We start from the raw sequence: 16,912 nt of genomic DNA, 5'->3' as shown, positions 1-16,912 counted from the left end.
AGACCATGGCTGGATTGAAAAAAGAAACGCCTACACCCGAGTCCCTGACCGTGCACGGTCAGACCAAGGTGCTGGAAATCGGCTTTTCCGATGGGGCGCAATTTCGCATCCCGTTCGAGCTGATGCGCATCTATTCCCCCTCGGCCGAGGTGCAGGGCCATGGCCCCGGCCAGGAAGTGCTGCAAACAGGCAAGCGCGAGGTCTCGGTGATCGAGATCGAGCCTGTGGGCAACTACGCTGTCAAGCCGACCTTTTCGGATGGCCACGACTCGGGCCTGTTCACCTGGGAGTACCTGTACTTTTTGGGCGACCAGCAAGCCGCTTTGTGGCAACAATACGAAGAGCGCCTGCAAGCCGCAGGCACCGACCGTGACGCGCCCATGCTCGGAAAAGCCGGCAGCAGCTGCGGTCACAACCACTGAAGCAATCCCCATGAGCACCACCCATTTCGGTTTCAAGACCGTCGACGAAAAAGAAAAAGCCCAACACGTCCGTGGCGTGTTCGATTCCGTCGCGTCCAAATACGATGTGATGAACGACCTGATGTCCATGGGCCTGCACCGCGTGTGGAAGGCTTACACCGTGCAGGTGGCCAACCTCAAAGAAGGCGATCAGGTGCTCGACATCGCGGGCGGCACGGGTGACTTGTCCATGGCCTTTGCCAAGAAGGTCGGTGCCACGGGGCGAGTCGTGCACACCGACATCAACGAAGCCATGCTGAGCACTGGCCGTGACCGCTTGGTGGACCACGGCCTGGCCCTGCCCACTCTGGTGTGCGACGCCGAGAAGTTGCCTTTTCCGGACAACCATTTCAACGTGGTCAGCGTGGCCTTTGGCTTGCGCAACATGACGCACAAGGATGTGGCGCTCAAAGAGATGTGCCGTGTGCTCAAGCCTGGTGGCAAATTGCTGGTGCTGGAGTTCTCCAAAGTGGCCAAGCCGCTGGAGAAAATCTACGACTGGTACAGCTTCAAGATCCTGCCGCACATGGGCAAGCTGGTCGCCGGCGATGCCGACAGTTACCGCTATTTGGCTGAGTCCATTCGTATGCATCCCGGCCAGGAAGAGCTGAAAACCCTTATGAAAAACAGCGGATTTGGCCATGTGGATTTTCATAATTTATCGGCAGGGGTGGTAGCCTTACACGCAGGCATCAAGTGTTGATGCCAGATTTGTGAGTTTTGTTATCCATTGGAGACACCGTGAACAAGTTCTTGACCCTTTTGCTCGCTGGCGTTTTGGCCCTGGGCAGTTTGAATGCTGAAGCTGCCCGTCGCATGGGCGGTGGCAAATCCATTGGCCAGCAATCGAACCAAGTGACGCAACGTGAAGCTGTGCGTCCACAACAAGCGGCAACCCCCGCGCAGCAAGCGGCGCCTGCCGCTGCAAAACCTCCGGTCGCAGCACCTGCAGCCAAGAAGCCTTGGGGTGCGATGCTGGGCGGTTTGGCAGCTGGCTTGGGCTTGGCTTGGCTGGCCCATTCCTTGGGCATGGGTGAAGCTTTTGGCAACGTCCTGATGTTCTTGTTGATTGGCGTAGCCGTGATGGCGGTGATCGGCATGATCATGCGCCGTAAAAGTGGTGCAGCCCAACAAGGGGGCCTGGCTTACCAAGGCGCAGGCGCGTCTGCTGAGCAGCCTGCATCGTTCAAACAATACAAGCCCGAGACAGTCGGCAACGATGCTTCGGCCCGTCCCTGGGAAGCCCAGGGGACACAGTTTGACGGCTCAGCAGCCGCTCAAACCGGTGGTTCGATGATTGGCTCTGCCTTGAGTGGCTCTCAGGCCTGGGGTATTCCTGCTGACTTTGATGTGGCCGGTTTTGTGGCTGCCGCCAAACAGAACTTTGTCACCTTGCAAGACGCTTGGGACCGTTCGGACATCGCCACTTTGCGCTCCATGATGACCGACACCATGGTGTCCGAAATTCGCAGCCAATTGACTGAGCGTGAAAGCCAGTTCCCTGGCCAGCCCAACAAGACCGAAGTGGTGATGCTTGAGGCACAGTTGTTGGGCACCGAAGAGCAGGCTGAGGCTTATCTGGCCAGCGTCGAGTTCAACGGCATGATCCGCGAAGATGCTTCGGCAGGCCCCAGCCCCTTCCGCGAAGTCTGGAACATGACCAAGTCCAAACACGGCGGCGGCTGGTTGGTTGCTGGCGTGCAAGCGCTGCAATAAAACACCGGCCCCAGGCGGGGCCTTTGTTTCGGGAATAATCGGGGACTATGGCAACACAGTCCCCTTTTTCTTGGGCCGCTCAGGCGCTACCCCAATTCGCTTCCAACTTTCAGCCACCCGCCTGGGTGGTCGATGAGTCGGTCAATCGCCTCGTCCTGTTCCTCAACCATGTGCTGCAAAGCGAGCCTGAGGCCATGGCCCGTCTGGCCCGCCAAAAAGGGCAGCGCATCGAGCTGGTCTGGGACCGCATCCAGCTGCAGCTGACACCCACGCCCGCCGGCTTGCTTGAACGCGGCCGCTTCGAGGGCTTTGATTTGCGCCTGACGGTGACCGAAGCGTCCCCGGTGTCTTTGGCCTCGGCCCTGGCCAAGGGCGATAAACCCAAAGTGCGCATCGAAGGCGATGTGCAACTGGCCGCCGAGATCAACTGGTTGATCGACCATGTGCGTTGGGACGCTGAAGAAGACCTGGCCCGCCTGGTGGGGGATGCCATGGCCCACACGCTGGCACAAGCGGCCCGCAAAGCCATGGAAGCCCTGCGTGGCTTTGTGGCCAAGCGCCCTGGCAACGACATCGTTTCCGGTAGCGCAGCATGAGCCGCCTCGGCCGCGGCGCGTTCATCGTCTTCATTGTCCTGCGCTATGGCCTGGACGAGTTGGTGCTCTCCAGTTTCCAAAAGCCCTGGATCCGCCTGTTGGCCCGCGTCCTCTCGGTGGGGCGTGACCTGCGCTCGCCCCGTGCGGTGCGCCTGCGCGAGGCGCTGGAGCGCCTGGGTCCGATCTTCGTGAAGTTCGGTCAGGTCTTGTCCACCCGGCGTGATTTGCTGCCATTGGACATCGCCGAAGAGCTGGCCAAACTGCAAGACCGCGTGCCGCCGTTCAGCTCGGACATTGCTGTGGCCACCATCGAGCGGGCTTTTCGCAAGCCCGTGGACACGATCTTTGAAAGCTTCGAGCGTGAACCCGTGGCCAGCGCATCGATCGCGCAGGTGCACTTTGCGACCTTGCGCAGCAAGTCTGGTGAACTGCGCGAAGTGGCGGTCAAGGTCTTGCGCCCGGGCATGTTGCCCGTCATTCAAAAAGACCTGAGCCTCATGCGCATGATGGCCGGCTGGGTCGAAAGCCTGAGCGCCGACGGCAAACGCCTCAAACCGCGCGAGGTGGTGGCCGAGTTCGACAAGTACCTCAACGACGAGCTGGACTTGGTGCGTGAAGCCTCCAACGCTGCCCAGCTGCGCCGCAACATGGAAGGACTGGACCTGGTGCTGATCCCCGAGATGGTCTGGGACTATTGCCAGCCCGAAGTGCTGGTGATGGAGCGCATGCACGGTGTGCCCATCAGCCACGTGGACCGCTTGCGCGACGCCGGAGTGGACATCCCCAAGCTGGCCCGCGATGGCGTGACCTTGTTCTTCACGCAAGTTTTTCGTGACGGTTTTTTCCACGCCGACATGCACCCCGGCAACATCCAGGTTAGCCTGGCGCCCGAGACTTTTGGTCGCTACATCTCGCTGGACTTTGGCATCGTGGGCACGCTGACCGAATACGACAAGGAATACCTGGCGCAGAACTTCACTGCTTTCTTTCGCCGTGATTACAAGCGCGTGGCCGAGCTGCACATCGAGTCAGGTTGGGTGCCGGCTGACACGCGTGTGGACGAACTTGAAGCCGCGATCCGTGCGGTTTGCGAGCCTTACTTTGACCGTCCGCTCAAGGAAATTTCTCTGGGCATGGTGTTGATGCGCTTGTTCCAGACTTCGCGGCGCTTTCATGTCGAAATCCAGCCCCAGCTCGTGCTTTTGCAAAAAACCTTGCTAAACATCGAGGGCCTGGGGCGCCAGCTCGACCCCGAGCTGGACCTGTGGAGCACCGCCAAGCCCTTTCTTGAAAAGTGGATGCTGGACCAAATCGGACCCAAAAAGCTCTGGGAAGAGCTCAAGGCCCAGGCGCCGCATTACGCCAAGTTGTTGCCGCAGCTGCCGCGCCTGTTGCACGATTACCTCAAGCAGCCGCGCCAGGGGGATGCACGCCAGTTGGAGCAGCTGCTGGCTGAGCAGCGCCGCACCAACCGTTTGCTGCAAATCCTGCTGTATTTGGGCATGGGATTCCTGCTCAGCTTGCTGGGGCTGCAGGTCTGGTCGCACTTGCAGTTGTACTGATTTTTCGTTTCTCAAACAGGAGACATTGCCGTGTTGCTGACCCTCGTGATCGCCTACCTGCTGGTGACCATCGCGATTGGCCTGGTGGCTGCCAAGCGCGTGAAAAATTCTGCCGACTTCGCCATTGCGGGTCGGCATTTGCCCTTGGCCATGATCATCACCACCACCTTTGCCACCTGGTTTGGCTCCGAGACGGTGTTGGGCATCCCGGCCAAGTTCGTCAACAGCGGCCTCAATGGTGTGGTGGAAGACCCCTTTGGCGCGGGCAGTTGCCTGATTTTGGTGGGCCTGTTCTTTGCTGCCAAGCTCTACCGCATGACCTTGCTGACCATCAGCGATTACTTCCGTGAGCGCTATGGCCGCAGCGTGGAGGTCATCTGCTCGGTCATCATCATGGTCAGTTACCTGGGTTGGGTCACGGCGCAGGTCACGGCGCTGGGCTTGGTGTTCAACGTCTTGTCCGACGGCACCATCAGCATGCCGCTGGGCATGGTGATCGGCGTGGTGTCCATCCTGGCCTACACCTTGTTTGGCGGCATGTGGTCGGTGGCCATCACCGACTTCATGCAGATGATCATCTTGGTTGTGGGGCTGGCCATCCTGGCGGTATTTGCGGGTCACCAAGCCGGTGGTGCAGAAAAAGTGCTGGCGCTGGCGGTGAGTCAGGACATGTTCAAGTTCTGGCCAGAGCCCAATTTCAAGGACATCATTTTCTTTTTTGCCGCATCCATCACCATCATGTTGGGGTCGATTCCGCAGCAGGACGTCTTCCAACGCGTCATGTCGGCCAACAGCGAGTTTGCGGCCACGCGGGGCCCGGTCATCGGTGGCATTTGCTACATCCTGTTTGCCTTTGTGCCCATGTTCCTGGTGGTCAGCGCCATGATCATCATGCCCGAGCAAGCGGCCAAACTGATCGCCGAAGACCCGCAAAAAGTCTTGCCCACGCTGGTCATGACCCAGATGCCCTTCATCATGCAGGTGCTGTTTTTCGGGGCCTTGCTCTCCGCCATCAAGTCCTGTGCTTCGGCCACCTTGCTGGCCCCCAGCGTGACCTTCACGGAGAACATCTGGCGCCAGTTTTTCCCGCACCAAAGTGACCAACAAGAGCTCAAGGCCATGCGCATCACGGTGCTGGTGTTCAGTGTTCTGGTGCTGATTTATGCCATCGCGATGCAGGGCACTTCGATCTACGAAATGGTTTCTGGTGCCTACCAGGTCACGCTGGTAGGGGCATTTGTGCCCCTGGCCTTTGGGCTGTACTGGAAAAAAGCCAGCACCCAGGGTGCCTTGCTGGCCATCGTCTTGGGCTTGTTGACCTGGCTTTTGTTCATGCTCACGGCTGTGGGCGAAGAGTTTCCGGCGCAGTTGGCGGGTGTCTTGGCCAGTCTGGCGGGCATGTGGCTGGGCTCTGTGGCGCCACAATGGCTGGCCAACCAGCATGCAGGGCATCACAAAGTGGTGGGCTTGGAGTAATCCTCGATCGAAACCAGGCTCAAAGCGTCGGCGGGGCTTGAAGAGTCGCCCCCCGCCTATAATTGAGGGTTTTGAATTTTCAACCTGAAAAGAGCCCTCTTCATGCCCATTTACGCCTACAAGTGTGAGTCCTGCGGACATGCCAAGGATGTTCTGCAAAAAATCTCCGACGCGCCTTTGACCGACTGCCCAGCCTGCGGTGCCCCCAAGTTCAGCAAACAGCTCAGCGCCCCGGGTTTCCAGCTCAAGGGCTCTGGCTGGTATGCGACCGATTTCAAAGGCGGCAGTGGCGGTGTGACCGGTGCTGCTGCGGCTTCCAGCCCTGCCACCAGCGCGGAGCCTGCGGCGGCGGCTGCCGATACCTCGATCCCAGCGGCTGCTGGCGGTTGCGGTACCTCCTGCGCTTGCCATTGATCCCCAACTGATCGCCACTTCATGAAAACACGCAGCTTCAAACAGTACTTCATCACCGGTCTGCTGGTGTGGCTGCCCATGGGCATCACCGTCTGGGTCCTGACCTGGCTGGTGGGCTTGCTGGACGGCATATTTTTGGCCGTGTTGCACGCGGCAGATTCATTGATTCCCGGCATGCACAAGCTGGCCGAAGCTTTGCGGGGTGTACCTGGTCTGGGCGTGATCCTGGTGGCCTTGGTGATTTTTGCAACAGGCGTGTTTGTCGCCAACATGTTTGGCCAGTGGTGGCTGCGCAAGTGGGACAACCTGATGAACCGCATCCCTGTGGTGCGAACCATTTACACCAGCGTCAAACAGGTCGCCGACACCTTGTTTTCGGGCAGCGGCAATGCGTTTTCCAAAGCCCTTTTGGTGCAGTACCCTCGCCAAGGTTCCTGGACCATCGCCTTTTTGACCGGCACGCCTGGTGGCGAAGTGGCCAAGCACCTTGCGCAGCCCATGGTCAGCGTGTATGTGCCCACCACGCCCAACCCCACTTCAGGTTTCTTTTTGATGATGCCCAAGGCCGACGTGATCGAACTCGATATGAGTGTGGACGATGCCCTCAAGTACATCATTTCCATGGGCGTGGTGGTGCCCGGTGGTCCTGATCAAATTTCCTCGGTTGAAGCCTCAGCCCTCAAATAATCCTCGTGAATGTGGTGATCGCCTGAAGGCCGATGACCGATTGAATTAAGAAAGCAAAAAACATGTCCATGCGTTCCCACTATTGCGGTCTGGTGACCGAAGCCTTGAGCGGCCAAACCGTGAGCCTGTGCGGCTGGGTCAACCGTCGCCGTGACCACGGTGGCGTGATCTTCATCGACTTGCGCGACCGCGAAGGCTATGTGCAAGTGGTGTGCGACCCCGACCGCCCTGAGATGTTCAAAGTGGCCGAAGACGTGCGCAACGAGTTTTGTGTGCAGATCAAAGGCGTGGTGCGTGCCCGCCCCGATGGCACAAGCAATGACAACCTGAAAAGCGGCAAGATCGAGGTGCTGTGCCATGAACTGATCGTGCTCAACGCCTCTGTCACGCCGCCTTTCCAGATCGACGAAGAAAACCTGTCCGAGACGACCCGCCTCACGCACCGCGTGTTGGACCTGCGCCGTCCGTACATGCAGAACAACCTGATGCTGCGCTACAAAGTGGCGATGGAAGTGCGCAAGTACTTGGACGAAAACGGCTTTGTGGACATCGAAACCCCTATGCTGACCAAGAGCACGCCTGAAGGCGCGCGCGACTACCTGGTGCCCAGCCGCGTGCACGATGGCCAGTTCTTTGCCTTGCCCCAGTCGCCCCAGCTGTTCAAGCAGCTCTTGATGGTGGCGGGCTATGACCGTTACTACCAGATCACCAAGTGCTTCCGCGACGAAGACTTGCGCGCTGACCGCCAGCCCGAATTCACACAGATTGATATCGAAACATCGTTCCTGACCGAAGAAGAAATCCGCGACATGTTCCAGGGCATGATCAAGCGCGTGTTCCAGAAGACCATCGGCGTGGACTTGGGTGAGTTCCCGGTCATGACCTACCAGGACGCGATGCACTTGTACGGTTCTGACAAGCCCGACTTGCGCGTGAAGCTGCAGTTCACTGAAGTGACCGACGTCATGGGCGATGTGGACTTCAAGGTGTTCTCGGGCGCAGCCAACATGAAAGGCGGCCGCGTGGTCGCCTTGCGCGTGCCCAATGGTTCCGTTGAAGGCGGCGGCATCAGCCGTGGCGAGATCGACGCCTACACCGAGTTCGTCAAGATCTACGGTGCCAAGGGCCTGGCCTATATCCGCGTCAACGACCTGTCCAAAGGCCGTGACGGTTTGCAGTCGCCGATCGTCAAGAATATCCACGACGCCGCATTGACGGCTGTGCTGGAGCGCAGCGGTGCACAAAACGGCGACCTGATTTTCTTCGGCGCTGACAAAGAAAAAATCGTCAACGATGCCATCGGTGCCTTGCGCATCAAGATCGGCCACAGCGCCTTTGGCAAAGCCAATGGCCTGTTTGAAGACCGTTGGGCCCCGATGTGGGTGGTCGACTTCCCGATGTTCGAATTCGACGACGAAAACCAGCGCTACACCGCTGTGCACCACCCCTTCACCGCGCCCAAAGACGGCCACGAAGACTGGATGGTCACGGCCCCCGAGAAGTGCATCTCCAAGGGCTACGACATGGTGTTGAACGGTTGGGAGATGGGTGGCGGCTCGGTGCGTATCCACCGCGCCGACGTGCAGCAAAAAGTGTTTGACGCTTTGAAGATCACGCCCGAAGAAGCCCAGCTCAAGTTCGGCTTCCTGCTCGACGCGCTGCAATACGGCGCGCCTCCACACGGCGGCTTGGCCTTTGGTTTGGACCGCATCGTCACCTTGATGACCGGTGCCGAGTCCATCCGCGACGTGATTGCCTTCCCCAAGACGCAACGTGCTCAGTGCTTGCTCACGCAAGCGCCAAGCCCAGTGGACGAAAAGCAGCTGCGCGAATTGCACATCCGCTTGCGCAATGTGGATGCCGTCAAAGCCGCTTAAGCTGCCGTAAGACCCACCAAAAGCCAACGCCACCTTCCGGTGGCGTTGGCTTTTTTGTGGCTTTAAATCCGGCCGGGCACTGCGCAACCGGGCCACAAAAAAGGCCTCAAAACCGAAGTTTTGAAGCCTTTGATGTCTGTGCTCAGCGGTGAGGCCGAGTCAGAAAATGTGCAACGGCCTTCAGGCCGTTGAAGGGGTGCAGGGCTTAGTAGCCGCCGCGACCGCCGCCGCCGTAGCCGCCACCGCCGGAGCGATCGCCACCGCCGTAGCCGCCACCGCCTGAACGGCCGCCACCGCCGTAACCGCCACCACCACCGAAACCACCGGTACGTGGAGGACGAGCTTCCATCGGACGGGCTTCGTTCACGGTGATGCTGCGGCCACCCAAAGATTGGCCATTCATGCCTTCAATAGCGGCTTGCGCTTCGGCATCGCTGCCCATTTCGACAAAGCCGAAACCTTTAGAACGACCTGTGTCGCGTTCCATCATGACTTTGGCGCTGGTGATGGCGCCGAATTCGCCGAATGCCTGTTGCAGGTCTTCGTCGCGAACGGTGTACGGCAGATTGCCGACGTAAAGTTTATTGCCCATGGGGACTCCTCAGAAATACAAAAAAACAAAGCGATGGGGTCCCGAAAGCACAACAAACTGAAAACTGCCGCCGTAGCGCGCGAAACTGACCGATCACCTGACATGTGCCGTATAAAAAAATACGCACAGACACATTATGGGGCATCACGGCAAAAAGACATAAGCCTTTCTTGTCGATTTGTTTGTAAACGCACATGTGACAGGGCATTGACTACATCTCAAGTGATCAATTTGCGGTTTTCGGCGTTGAGCATGACCGTTTGTGTGGTCTGGCGACCACTCGTGTGTTGTGCCACCTGTGGCCATCGCCCTCAATCAAGTCCGACGTGCGCAGTGATCAGCTTCACGGTGTCGGCTTGTTTTCTCAAGTCCCGCTTTCTTCTCCCACTGAGCGATGGCCGCTCCGTGAGTCCAGATCGAGTACACCCCGATGCGGCCATCCCGCCGGCACTTCGTAGTCCGCCACGATCCATGCACGTTGGGGGTGCTCAGCGGCTTCGCTCAAAAAATCTTGGATTGTCTGAATCGAGGCCAGGTCGAGTGACACAAAGGGCTGGTCCAGCAATGTGACGGTGGCGCCTGAGGCCAGCGCCCCAATGACCATCACTTTTCGTCGGCTGCCGGTGGACAACATGTTCAGCCGTTTATGGCGGTGCTGATCCATATCGAGATCGCTGATCAGTTGTTGCAGGAGTTCTTCATTCCATCGCGGGCAGTTTTTGCGCATGGCATCCCAGCAGTCTTGAACCAAGACCTGGTCGTGTGCAGCACCTTGCAGATCTACCCAGAACACGCCGCCTTCTGGCCTGCTCACGCTGCCCGTCATGGTGGGTAAATCGCCCGCCAGCAGTCGGAGCAAGGTGGTTTTGCCGGTGCCTTCGTCACCGCAGATCCAGTGGACTCCGGCGCTCCAAGCATGCGTCAAATTTTGAATGAGGGGCAAGTTACCCGGTCCTCCGCTCAGGGCCGTGACGTGCAGGTGGGAGGGGGCGTGTGAGAAAGACGACATGGCGCAATCCTAGCAAGCTTGCGCCTGCCTAGAATGGGGTGGTGACCTCCATTGATTACAAAATCCCCGAATCCGTGCTGGTGGTGATCTACACCCCCAGCCGTCATGTCTTGCTGATCCGCCGCGTGGATGCGGGCACCTGGCAGTCGGTCACCGGTAGCAAGGATTTTCTGCACGAAGACTGGGCCGAGACGGCCGTGCGTGAGGTGCAAGAGGAAACCGGCATCGATGCGCTTCACCCGCAGTGCCAGCTGCAAGACTGGCAGCTCGAAAACACTTACGACATCTACCCGGCCTGGCGCTGGCGTTACGCGCCTGAAGTCAGCCGCAACACCGAGCGGGTGTTTGGCCTCTTGGTGCCCGAGGGCACGCCTGTGACGCTGAGCCCGCGCGAGCACACCGAATGGCAGTGGCTGCACTGGCAGCAGGCCGTGGACACCTGTTTTTCGCCATCGAACGCAGAAGCCATTTTGATGCTGCCGCGCTTTGCCCAAGGGTGTACCTGATGCCTCAGCGCCACGAACACCCCACGCTGCGGGTGGCCACCTGGAACATCCACAAAGGTGTGCAGGGGCTGGGGCCTGTGCGGCGGCTGGAGATCCACAACATTGGCCATGCGGTGGAGCAGCTCGATGCCGACATCGTTTGCCTGCAGGAAGTGCGGCGCATGAACCGGCGCGAAGCACTTCACTTTGCCCATTGGCCTGCCCAGCCGCAGGCCGACTATTTGGCGCCCGAGGGTTACGAAGCGGTGTACCGCACCAACGCCACCACGCGCCACGGCGAACATGGCAACGCCATGCTCTCGCGCTGGCCCGTGCTGTCGCACCAGCACCGCGACATCTCGGACCACCGGTTTGAGCAGCGCGGCTTTTTGCACACCGAAGTGCAGGTGGTGGACCGCGTGGTGCATGTGATCGTGGTGCATCTTGGGCTGGTGCCCGCCAGCCGCGTGCGTCAGACGCAAGCTTTGCTGGACTACATCGCAGCCCACATTCCGAGCCACGCGTCAGTGTTGGTGGCGGGGGATTTCAACGATTGGGGCACAGGACTTGGGCGGCGCATGGCGTCTGCGGGCTTTGCCGAGTGGCGCGATCAGCCGACACCCACTTACCCCTCTCGCTTGCCCTTGAACCAGCTCGACCATGTCTATGCCCGTGGCCTTCGCCCAGTGCGCGCCATGGTGCCCGCCGGGCGCATCTGGCCACGCATGTCTGACCACTTGCCGCTGGTGGCCGAGCTGGCCTGGACCGACTGACGATGCGCTACAGCCCGCCCCTGCGAGACGGCCACCAGATCAAGCTGATCGAGGGCGGCCAGGCCTACTTCGAGTCGCTGGTGTCGGCGCTCGAGCAAGCCCGCTCGCAGGTGCACATGGAAACCTATATTTTTGATTTCCACGGCGCAGCCTTGATGGTGGCCGAAGCGCTGGAGCGCGCCGCCTTGCGAGGCGTGCGGGTTTGGCTGGTGGTGGACGGTGTGGGCACCCCACGGCTGCCTGCCGAGTGGCGTGAGCGTTTCGAGCGCGCCGGTGTGGCCTGGCACATTTATTCGCCCTTGGGCACTTTGGGGCTCTTGATTCCCAGCCGTTGGCGCAGGCTGCACCGCAAGCTGTGCGTGATCGATGGGCACCTCGCGTTTTGCGGCGGCATCAATATCCTGGACGATTGGTATGACCCGCATCATGGCGCCTTGCCCGAGCCCCGCTTTGATTTTGCAGTGTGCGCCCGAGGGGCCTTGGTGCAGCAGATGCAAGAGACCATGTCGCAGCTGTGGTGGCGCATCCAGGGCGTGCGCCATGTGCGCCAGCAAAAGTTTCCCGAGGCCTTCAGCTCCTTTCGGGCGGCGGGTCTACACTTGCCCTGGTCGCACGAGGCCGGTGGCGCTGCCGGCGCCCATGTCGTGGCCAAAGCGGGTTTGCTCTTACGCGACAACGTGCTGCACCGCACGCAGATCGAGAAAGCGTATTTGCGGGCCATCGGCGCGGCGCGCCATGAAATTGTCATCGCCAATGCCTACTTTTTGCCCGGGCGCCGTTTGCGCAAGGCCTTGATCCATGCGGCGCAGCGGGGCGTGCGGGTGCGTTTGCTGCTGCAAGGGCGCTACGAATATTTCATGCAGTACCACGCGACCCGGCCGGTCTATGGCGTGTTGTTGGCCGCAGGGGTGGAGATTCATGAGTACGAAGCCAGTTTTCTGCACGCCAAGGTGGCTGTGGTCGACCCTGATCACGACCGCCCCTGGGCCACGGTGGGGTCGTCCAACCTGGACCCTTTGAGTTTGCTGCTGGCTCGGGAGGCCAATGTGGTGGTGGCCGACAAGGTGTTTGCGCGGCAATTGCACCAGCGCTTGAGCCGCGCCATCGATGAGCAAAGCAGCCCTGTGGTGGTCGATACCTACACCCAAAGACCCTGGCCGCAAAGGCTGCGCGACCGCGTGGCCTTTGGCCTGATGCGCCTGGCCTTGTTTTTGAGCGGCAACCGTTACTGAAGCCGTAGTCCTTCGCCCGGGCATGGGTGTTGGCCGGGCGGCCGGGCCAGCTTGATCAATCGCTGTTACGATCCTTGCCATGTTAATGAAAGCCCCAGACGCCATGACTGCTTCTGCCGCCACGCCCGAAGACGAAGGCGTTCCTGTTTCCGTCAAAATCCGCGAGCGCATCCATGCGGCCCGCAAACGCTTCCACGCCAACGACAACATCGCCGAATTCATCGAACCCGGTGAGCTGGACAAGTTGTTGGACGAAGTCACCGCCAAGATGGAAGGTGTGCTCGATTCGCTGGTGATTGACACCGTGAACGACCACAACACCGGCGACACCGCCCGCCGTGTGGCCAAGATGTATTTGAAGGAAGTGTTCAAAGGCCGTTATGTGGACGGCCCCGAGATCACCGAGTTCCCCAACGCCGAGCACCTCAACGAGCTGATGATCGTCGGCCCCATCACCGTGCGCAGTGCTTGCAGCCACCACTTTTGCCCCGTGATCGGCAAGATATGGATCGGCGTGTTGCCCAACGAACACACCAACGTGATTGGCCTGTCCAAGTACGCTCGCCTGGCCGAATGGATCATGGGCCGCCCCCAGATCCAGGAAGAAGCCGTGGTGCAACTGGCCGACCTGATCCAGCGCAAAACCCAGCCCGATGGCCTGGCCATCGTCATGGAGGCCAGCCACTACTGCATGGGCTGGCGCGGCGTCAAAGACATGGACAGCAAGATGATCAATTCGGTCATGCGTGGTGCCTTCCTCAAGGACCCGAACCTGCGCCGTGAATTCCTGTCCCTGATTCCTGGAAAGAACTGACCATGTTGGTACGCCTGCTTTACGCCAGCCGCGCTGTGGACACCCGTGCGGAGACCATCGAATCCATCCTGGCCCAGTCGCGCCAGTTCAACCCGAGCAGTGGCATCACCGGCATCCTGTGCTACGGCGGTGGCATCTTTTTGCAAGCCATCGAAGGTGGGCGCAACGCCGTGAGCGAGCTGTATGGGCACATCCAGAAAGATGCGCGCCACAAAGAAGTGGTCTTGCTGCACTACGAAGAAATCTCCGAACGCCGCTTTGGTGGTTGGACCATGGGTCAGGTGGATGCCTCGCGTGTCAACACCAACATTTTGCTCAAATACTCCGAGCGCGCCGAGCTGGACCCCTACAGCGTCTCGGGCAAAGTGTCCCTGGCCCTGCTTGAAGAGCTGATGGCCACGGCGTCCATCATCGGCCGCGCCTGATCGGTCGTGGCGTCTCTGATCGGCTGCGACTTTTCCAGCAGCCCCAGCAAGCGCAAACCCATCGTGCTGGCGCTGGGCCAAGCCCGGCAGGGCCGGGTGCAACTGCAAGCCCTTCAAACCTTTGACAAGCTGAACGCATTTGGCGATTGGCTGGCGCAGCCTGCCGATTGGGTGGGCGGCTTTGATTTGCCCTTTGGGCTGCCGCGTGAACTGGTCGAGACGCTGGGCTGGTCTACCGACTGGGCCGCCTGCATGGACCATTACTGCGCGCTGGAGCGCCCCCAAATTCGCGAACAATTTGCCGCCTTTTGCAATGCCCGCCCCGTGGGTGGCAAGTTCGCCCACCGCGCTGCAGACAAACCCGCAGGCTCGAGCCCATCCATGAAGTGGGTCAACCCGCCCGTGGCCTACATGTTGCACGCGGGCGTACCGCTGTTGCGCCAAGCGGGTGTGCACCTGCCCGGTTTGCACGCGGGCGATCACCGCCGTGTGGCTTTGGAAGCCTACCCCGGCCTGCTGGCGCGCGAGGTGTTGGGCAGCCGCAGCTACAAAAGCGACGACAAAGCCAAACAAACACCCGAGCGTCTGCTGGCTCGGCGTGAGCTGCTCGGTGCATTGGAGCGCGGCCAGACCCGTCTGGGCCTGCGTCTGGTGGCCAGCAATGCGCTGTTGGGCCGCTTGGCCGACGATGCCAGTGGCGATGCGCTCGACGCCACGCTGTGCCTGATGCAAGCGGCCTGGGCGCAGCAGCAACACGAAGCCGGACACCCGCAATACGGCTTGCCGCCCTGCGATCCGCTCGAAGGCTGGATCGTCACGGCCTGAGCGCTGTTGCTTCTGATCGCGAGCGCAGCCATGGCGGTCCATGGCCAGCACATCAGCGCTCTGTCTCCAGATCCGGAATCCGGTTGAACGCGATGCGCATGGGTGCGGCATCCAGCGTGTGGTGTGCGCTGGCAAAGTAGACCGCGTTTTTGCCATGCGTGCGGTTGAGCGCGTCCATGGCCGACATCAAGCGGGTCCGGTCACGCTGCACCGGGTGGTTTTGCAGGGCCTGCGCGGTCGTGATGGGGGCTTCTTCCAGCATCTCAAACAAATCGGGCGTGTGTTGACTGGCCAGCACCAGACCGCACAACTGCACACCCACCGCTTTGGGGTGTTGCAACAAATGCAGCCCGCTGAACCACAGCTGGTCGAGTGTGTGCAGCAAAAACCCGGTGTCCTGCGTCTCGCCCACATGCACATAGCGCTCGCCACCGGCCTCGCGCTGCCAGCGGTGCGCGCAATGCACAAACACCTGCATAGCCGTGGCATAAAAGCCCTGCTTGCGCAGCCGCATGGCGGCCTTTTGCGTCAGCCGGTGCAGCACCTGGCGCGCCCCTTCCGGGTGGCGCAAGTCGGGTGGCAACACATGCGAATGTCCCAGCGACCTTGCCACCGTGGCGCGTGGCCCGTACCACTGGCCGCGCAGCTTGTCGTACATGTCAGCCCCCGCCAAACCACCCCAGGCCGTGTGCAGCAAATCACGCGGCGCGGCATAAAGCTGCGCCATCGTCTCGATGCCGCAGCGCGACAAGCGCTCGCGCATGCGCGGGCCAATGCCCTGGATGTCCGACAGCTTCAGATGAAACAAGCGCTCGGGCAACTCGTGCTGCTCGATCACCGTCATGCCATCGGGCTTGTGCATGTCGGAGGCCAGCTTGCCCAGCAGCGTGTTGGGCGCGATGCCAATCGAGCTGCGCAGGCATTCGCCCACGCTGCGCTGCACCTCGGCCTTGACCTGATGCGCCAATGCGATGGCCCGGTCACGTTCACGCCAGCGACCGGTCAACTCGCACTCCATCTCGTCAATCGACAGCACCTGGCGCACCGGCACGATCCGGTCCACCGCCGCCACGGCTTGCTGGTGAATCTCGACATATTTGGCATGGTCGGCCAGCACGATGGCGATGCCCGGACACAAACGCTTGGCCTCGGCCACGCCCGTGCCCGTCTTCACCCCGAAGGCCTTGGCCTCAATGCTGGCCGCAATGCAGCACGAAGAATCGGCCATGACCGGCACCACCCCCACCGGCCGCCCACGCAGGGCCGGGTTCAGGTGCTGCTCGACCGAGGCGAAGTAGCTGTTGAAGTCAACGAAGAGGGTGCGGAGCATGCCTTGAATATACTGTAAATAAATACAGTATTTTTACCATCCATCATCCCTTGACGAACAGAAAGTGTGAAGCATCGGGCGAGCAGGCTGTTGTGCCCCTGATAAGCTTCAAGTCCCTCTGAAGGAATGACTCCCCATGACCCACACCGTCCGTTTTCAACGTGTCCTGCGCGCTCCCGCCGAGCGGATTTTTCGTGCATTCATCGACCCCGATGCCATGGCCAAGTGGTTGCCGCCGCACGGTTTCACAGGCCGGGTCCACGAGATCGATGCCCGCTTGGGGGGCAGCTACCGCATGTCGTTCACCAATTTGGGCAATGGCCAGTCCCACAGCTTTGGCGGCACCTTTTTGGAGCTGGTGCCCAGCGAGCGTTTGAGCCACACCGACACTTTTGACGATCCCAATTTGCCTGGGCAGATGACCACGACGGTGACTTTCAAGCCTGTCTTGGTGGGCACCGAGGTGAACATCGAGCAGTCGGGCATTCCCGAGATGATCCCGCCAGAAATGTGTTGTCTGGGTTGGCAAGAGTCATTGACTTTGCTGGCGCTGCTGGTCGAGGCGGAGATTCCAAGTTGAACTTTTGAGTTACTGCGCATGCGCAAGCCTGTCGGCTCATTGGGAAATGCGTGCTCTG

At 60.3% G+C, this 16,912-nt stretch carries 19 protein-coding genes; 16 read left to right on the top strand and 3 right to left on the bottom strand.

Going from position 1 to position 16,912, the window contains the following annotated elements; translation table 11 throughout:
* Window positions 1-5 precede the first annotated feature (5 nt).
* From B9Z43_RS07710 to aspS, 9 genes are all read left to right on the top strand, one after another.
* Window positions 6-422, top strand: coding sequence for a gamma-butyrobetaine hydroxylase-like domain-containing protein (locus B9Z43_RS07710; protein ID WP_108324266.1), 417 nt, complete (start codon window positions 6-8; stop codon window positions 420-422).
* Window positions 423-432: 10 nt separating this feature from the next.
* Window positions 433-1,164: a bifunctional demethylmenaquinone methyltransferase/2-methoxy-6-polyprenyl-1,4-benzoquinol methylase UbiE gene (gene ubiE, locus B9Z43_RS07705; RefSeq protein ID WP_108324265.1), complete on the top strand. Its 732-nt coding sequence runs from the start codon at window positions 433-435 to the stop codon at window positions 1,162-1,164.
* 38 nt (window positions 1,165-1,202) lie between these two features.
* On the top strand, window positions 1,203-2,177 hold the full coding sequence (locus B9Z43_RS07700) for a Tim44 domain-containing protein (RefSeq protein ID WP_108324264.1): 975 nt from the start codon (window positions 1,203-1,205) through the stop codon (window positions 2,175-2,177).
* A gap of 47 nt (window positions 2,178-2,224) precedes the next feature.
* Window positions 2,225-2,773, top strand: a complete 549-nt coding sequence (locus tag B9Z43_RS07695; protein WP_108324263.1) for a hypothetical protein — start codon at window positions 2,225-2,227, stop codon at window positions 2,771-2,773.
* Window positions 2,770-4,335: a ubiquinone biosynthesis regulatory protein kinase UbiB gene (gene ubiB / locus B9Z43_RS07690; protein WP_108324262.1), complete on the top strand. Its 1,566-nt coding sequence runs from the start codon at window positions 2,770-2,772 to the stop codon at window positions 4,333-4,335. Before B9Z43_RS07695 ends, ubiB begins: the two co-directional genes overlap by 4 nt.
* Before the next feature lie 30 nt (window positions 4,336-4,365).
* Entirely contained in the window at window positions 4,366-5,811 is a 1,446-nt protein-coding gene (locus B9Z43_RS07685) for a sodium:solute symporter family protein (protein ID WP_108324261.1), read from the top strand.
* A 102-nt stretch (window positions 5,812-5,913) separates the two neighbouring features.
* Entirely contained in the window at window positions 5,914-6,225 is a 312-nt protein-coding gene (locus tag B9Z43_RS07680) for an FmdB family zinc ribbon protein (RefSeq protein ID WP_108324260.1), read from the top strand.
* 21 nt (window positions 6,226-6,246) lie between these two features.
* Window positions 6,247-6,912, top strand: coding sequence for a DUF502 domain-containing protein (locus B9Z43_RS07675; RefSeq protein ID WP_108324259.1), 666 nt, complete (start codon window positions 6,247-6,249; stop codon window positions 6,910-6,912).
* 62 nt (window positions 6,913-6,974) lie between these two features.
* Window positions 6,975-8,789 carry an aspartate--tRNA ligase gene (gene aspS / locus B9Z43_RS07670; protein WP_108324258.1) on the top strand — a complete coding sequence of 605 codons (1,815 nt, stop codon included), beginning with the start codon at window positions 6,975-6,977 and terminating at the stop codon, window positions 8,787-8,789.
* Between the two features lie 205 nt (window positions 8,790-8,994).
* Here aspS and B9Z43_RS07665 read toward each other — a convergent pair whose 3' ends face one another.
* Window positions 8,995-9,381, bottom strand: a complete 387-nt coding sequence (locus B9Z43_RS07665) for an RNA-binding protein (RefSeq protein ID WP_108324257.1) — start codon at window positions 9,379-9,381, stop codon at window positions 8,995-8,997.
* 364 nt (window positions 9,382-9,745) lie between these two features.
* Complete coding sequence (locus B9Z43_RS07660; protein WP_108324256.1) at window positions 9,746-10,390, bottom strand: ATP-binding cassette domain-containing protein; 645 nt, start codon at window positions 10,388-10,390, stop codon at window positions 9,746-9,748.
* A gap of 41 nt (window positions 10,391-10,431) precedes the next feature.
* Between B9Z43_RS07660 and nudB the strand changes: the two genes are divergently transcribed.
* The 6 genes from nudB to B9Z43_RS07630 all read left to right on the top strand — a co-directional run bounded on the left by nudB (window position 10,432) and on the right by B9Z43_RS07630 (window position 14,944).
* Entirely contained in the window at window positions 10,432-10,896 is a 465-nt protein-coding gene (gene nudB / locus B9Z43_RS07655) for a dihydroneopterin triphosphate diphosphatase (protein WP_108324665.1), read from the top strand.
* Complete coding sequence (locus B9Z43_RS07650) at window positions 10,896-11,648, top strand: endonuclease/exonuclease/phosphatase family protein (RefSeq protein ID WP_108324255.1); 753 nt, start codon at window positions 10,896-10,898, stop codon at window positions 11,646-11,648. Before nudB ends, B9Z43_RS07650 begins: the two co-directional genes overlap by 1 nt.
* A gap of 2 nt (window positions 11,649-11,650) precedes the next feature.
* Window positions 11,651-12,880 carry a cardiolipin synthase ClsB gene (clsB, locus tag B9Z43_RS07645; protein ID WP_108324254.1) on the top strand — a complete coding sequence of 410 codons (1,230 nt, stop codon included), beginning with the start codon at window positions 11,651-11,653 and terminating at the stop codon, window positions 12,878-12,880.
* An 85-nt stretch (window positions 12,881-12,965) separates the two neighbouring features.
* Complete coding sequence (gene folE, locus B9Z43_RS07640) at window positions 12,966-13,694, top strand: GTP cyclohydrolase I (protein WP_108324253.1); 729 nt, start codon at window positions 12,966-12,968, stop codon at window positions 13,692-13,694.
* Window positions 13,695-13,696: 2 nt separating this feature from the next.
* The gene (locus tag B9Z43_RS07635; RefSeq protein WP_108324252.1) at window positions 13,697-14,119 is read left to right on the top strand and encodes a BLUF domain-containing protein; all 423 of its coding nucleotides are present in this window, start codon (window positions 13,697-13,699) and stop codon (window positions 14,117-14,119) included.
* Between the two features lie 6 nt (window positions 14,120-14,125).
* On the top strand, window positions 14,126-14,944 hold the full coding sequence (locus tag B9Z43_RS07630) for a DUF429 domain-containing protein (protein WP_108324251.1): 819 nt from the start codon (window positions 14,126-14,128) through the stop codon (window positions 14,942-14,944).
* 52 nt (window positions 14,945-14,996) lie between these two features.
* On the opposite strand, the gene B9Z43_RS07625 is transcribed toward B9Z43_RS07630, so the two are convergent.
* The gene (locus tag B9Z43_RS07625) at window positions 14,997-16,274 is read right to left on the bottom strand and encodes a DUF4113 domain-containing protein (protein ID WP_108324250.1); all 1,278 of its coding nucleotides are present in this window, start codon (window positions 16,272-16,274) and stop codon (window positions 14,997-14,999) included.
* A 136-nt stretch (window positions 16,275-16,410) separates the two neighbouring features.
* Here B9Z43_RS07625 and B9Z43_RS07620 point away from each other — a divergent pair, with 136 nt between their 5' ends.
* Window positions 16,411-16,854, top strand: coding sequence for an SRPBCC family protein (locus tag B9Z43_RS07620; RefSeq protein ID WP_108324249.1), 444 nt, complete (start codon window positions 16,411-16,413; stop codon window positions 16,852-16,854).
* The last annotated feature ends 58 nt before the right edge of the window (window positions 16,855-16,912 follow it).

It is taken from the genome of Limnohabitans sp. MMS-10A-192 (assembly GCF_003063335.1).
Taxonomy (GTDB): Bacteria; Pseudomonadota; Gammaproteobacteria; order Burkholderiales; family Burkholderiaceae_C; genus Limnohabitans_A.
The sequence above is the reverse complement of the archived record's forward strand: the minus strand, read 5'-3'. Positions and strand labels throughout refer to the sequence as shown.

Bases quoted from the DNA above. Each gene is read 5' to 3' on its own strand.
- B9Z43_RS07625 (WP_108324250.1), bottom strand. From the start codon at position 16,274: ATGCTCCGCACCCTCTTCGTTGACTTCAACAGCTACTTCGCCTCGGTC.
- B9Z43_RS07660 (WP_108324256.1), bottom strand. From the start codon at position 10,390: ATGTCGTCTTTCTCACACGCCCCCTCCCACCTGCACGTCACGGCCCTG.
- B9Z43_RS07680 (WP_108324260.1), top strand. From the start codon at position 5,914: ATGCCCATTTACGCCTACAAGTGTGAGTCCTGCGGACATGCCAAGGAT.
- ubiB (WP_108324262.1), top strand. From the start codon at position 2,770: ATGAGCCGCCTCGGCCGCGGCGCGTTCATCGTCTTCATTGTCCTGCGC.
- B9Z43_RS07665 (WP_108324257.1), bottom strand. From the start codon at position 9,381: ATGGGCAATAAACTTTACGTCGGCAATCTGCCGTACACCGTTCGCGAC.
- aspS (WP_108324258.1), top strand. From the start codon at position 6,975: ATGTCCATGCGTTCCCACTATTGCGGTCTGGTGACCGAAGCCTTGAGC.
- folE (WP_108324253.1), top strand. From the start codon at position 12,966: ATGAAAGCCCCAGACGCCATGACTGCTTCTGCCGCCACGCCCGAAGAC.
- B9Z43_RS07650 (WP_108324255.1), top strand. From the start codon at position 10,896: ATGCCTCAGCGCCACGAACACCCCACGCTGCGGGTGGCCACCTGGAAC.
- B9Z43_RS07620 (WP_108324249.1), top strand. From the start codon at position 16,411: ATGACCCACACCGTCCGTTTTCAACGTGTCCTGCGCGCTCCCGCCGAG.
- B9Z43_RS07710 (WP_108324266.1), top strand. From the start codon at position 6: ATGGCTGGATTGAAAAAAGAAACGCCTACACCCGAGTCCCTGACCGTG.
- B9Z43_RS07635 (WP_108324252.1), top strand. From the start codon at position 13,697: ATGTTGGTACGCCTGCTTTACGCCAGCCGCGCTGTGGACACCCGTGCG.
- clsB (WP_108324254.1), top strand. From the start codon at position 11,651: ATGCGCTACAGCCCGCCCCTGCGAGACGGCCACCAGATCAAGCTGATC.
- ubiE (WP_108324265.1), top strand. From the start codon at position 433: ATGAGCACCACCCATTTCGGTTTCAAGACCGTCGACGAAAAAGAAAAA.
- B9Z43_RS07695 (WP_108324263.1), top strand. From the start codon at position 2,225: ATGGCAACACAGTCCCCTTTTTCTTGGGCCGCTCAGGCGCTACCCCAA.
- B9Z43_RS07675 (WP_108324259.1), top strand. From the start codon at position 6,247: ATGAAAACACGCAGCTTCAAACAGTACTTCATCACCGGTCTGCTGGTG.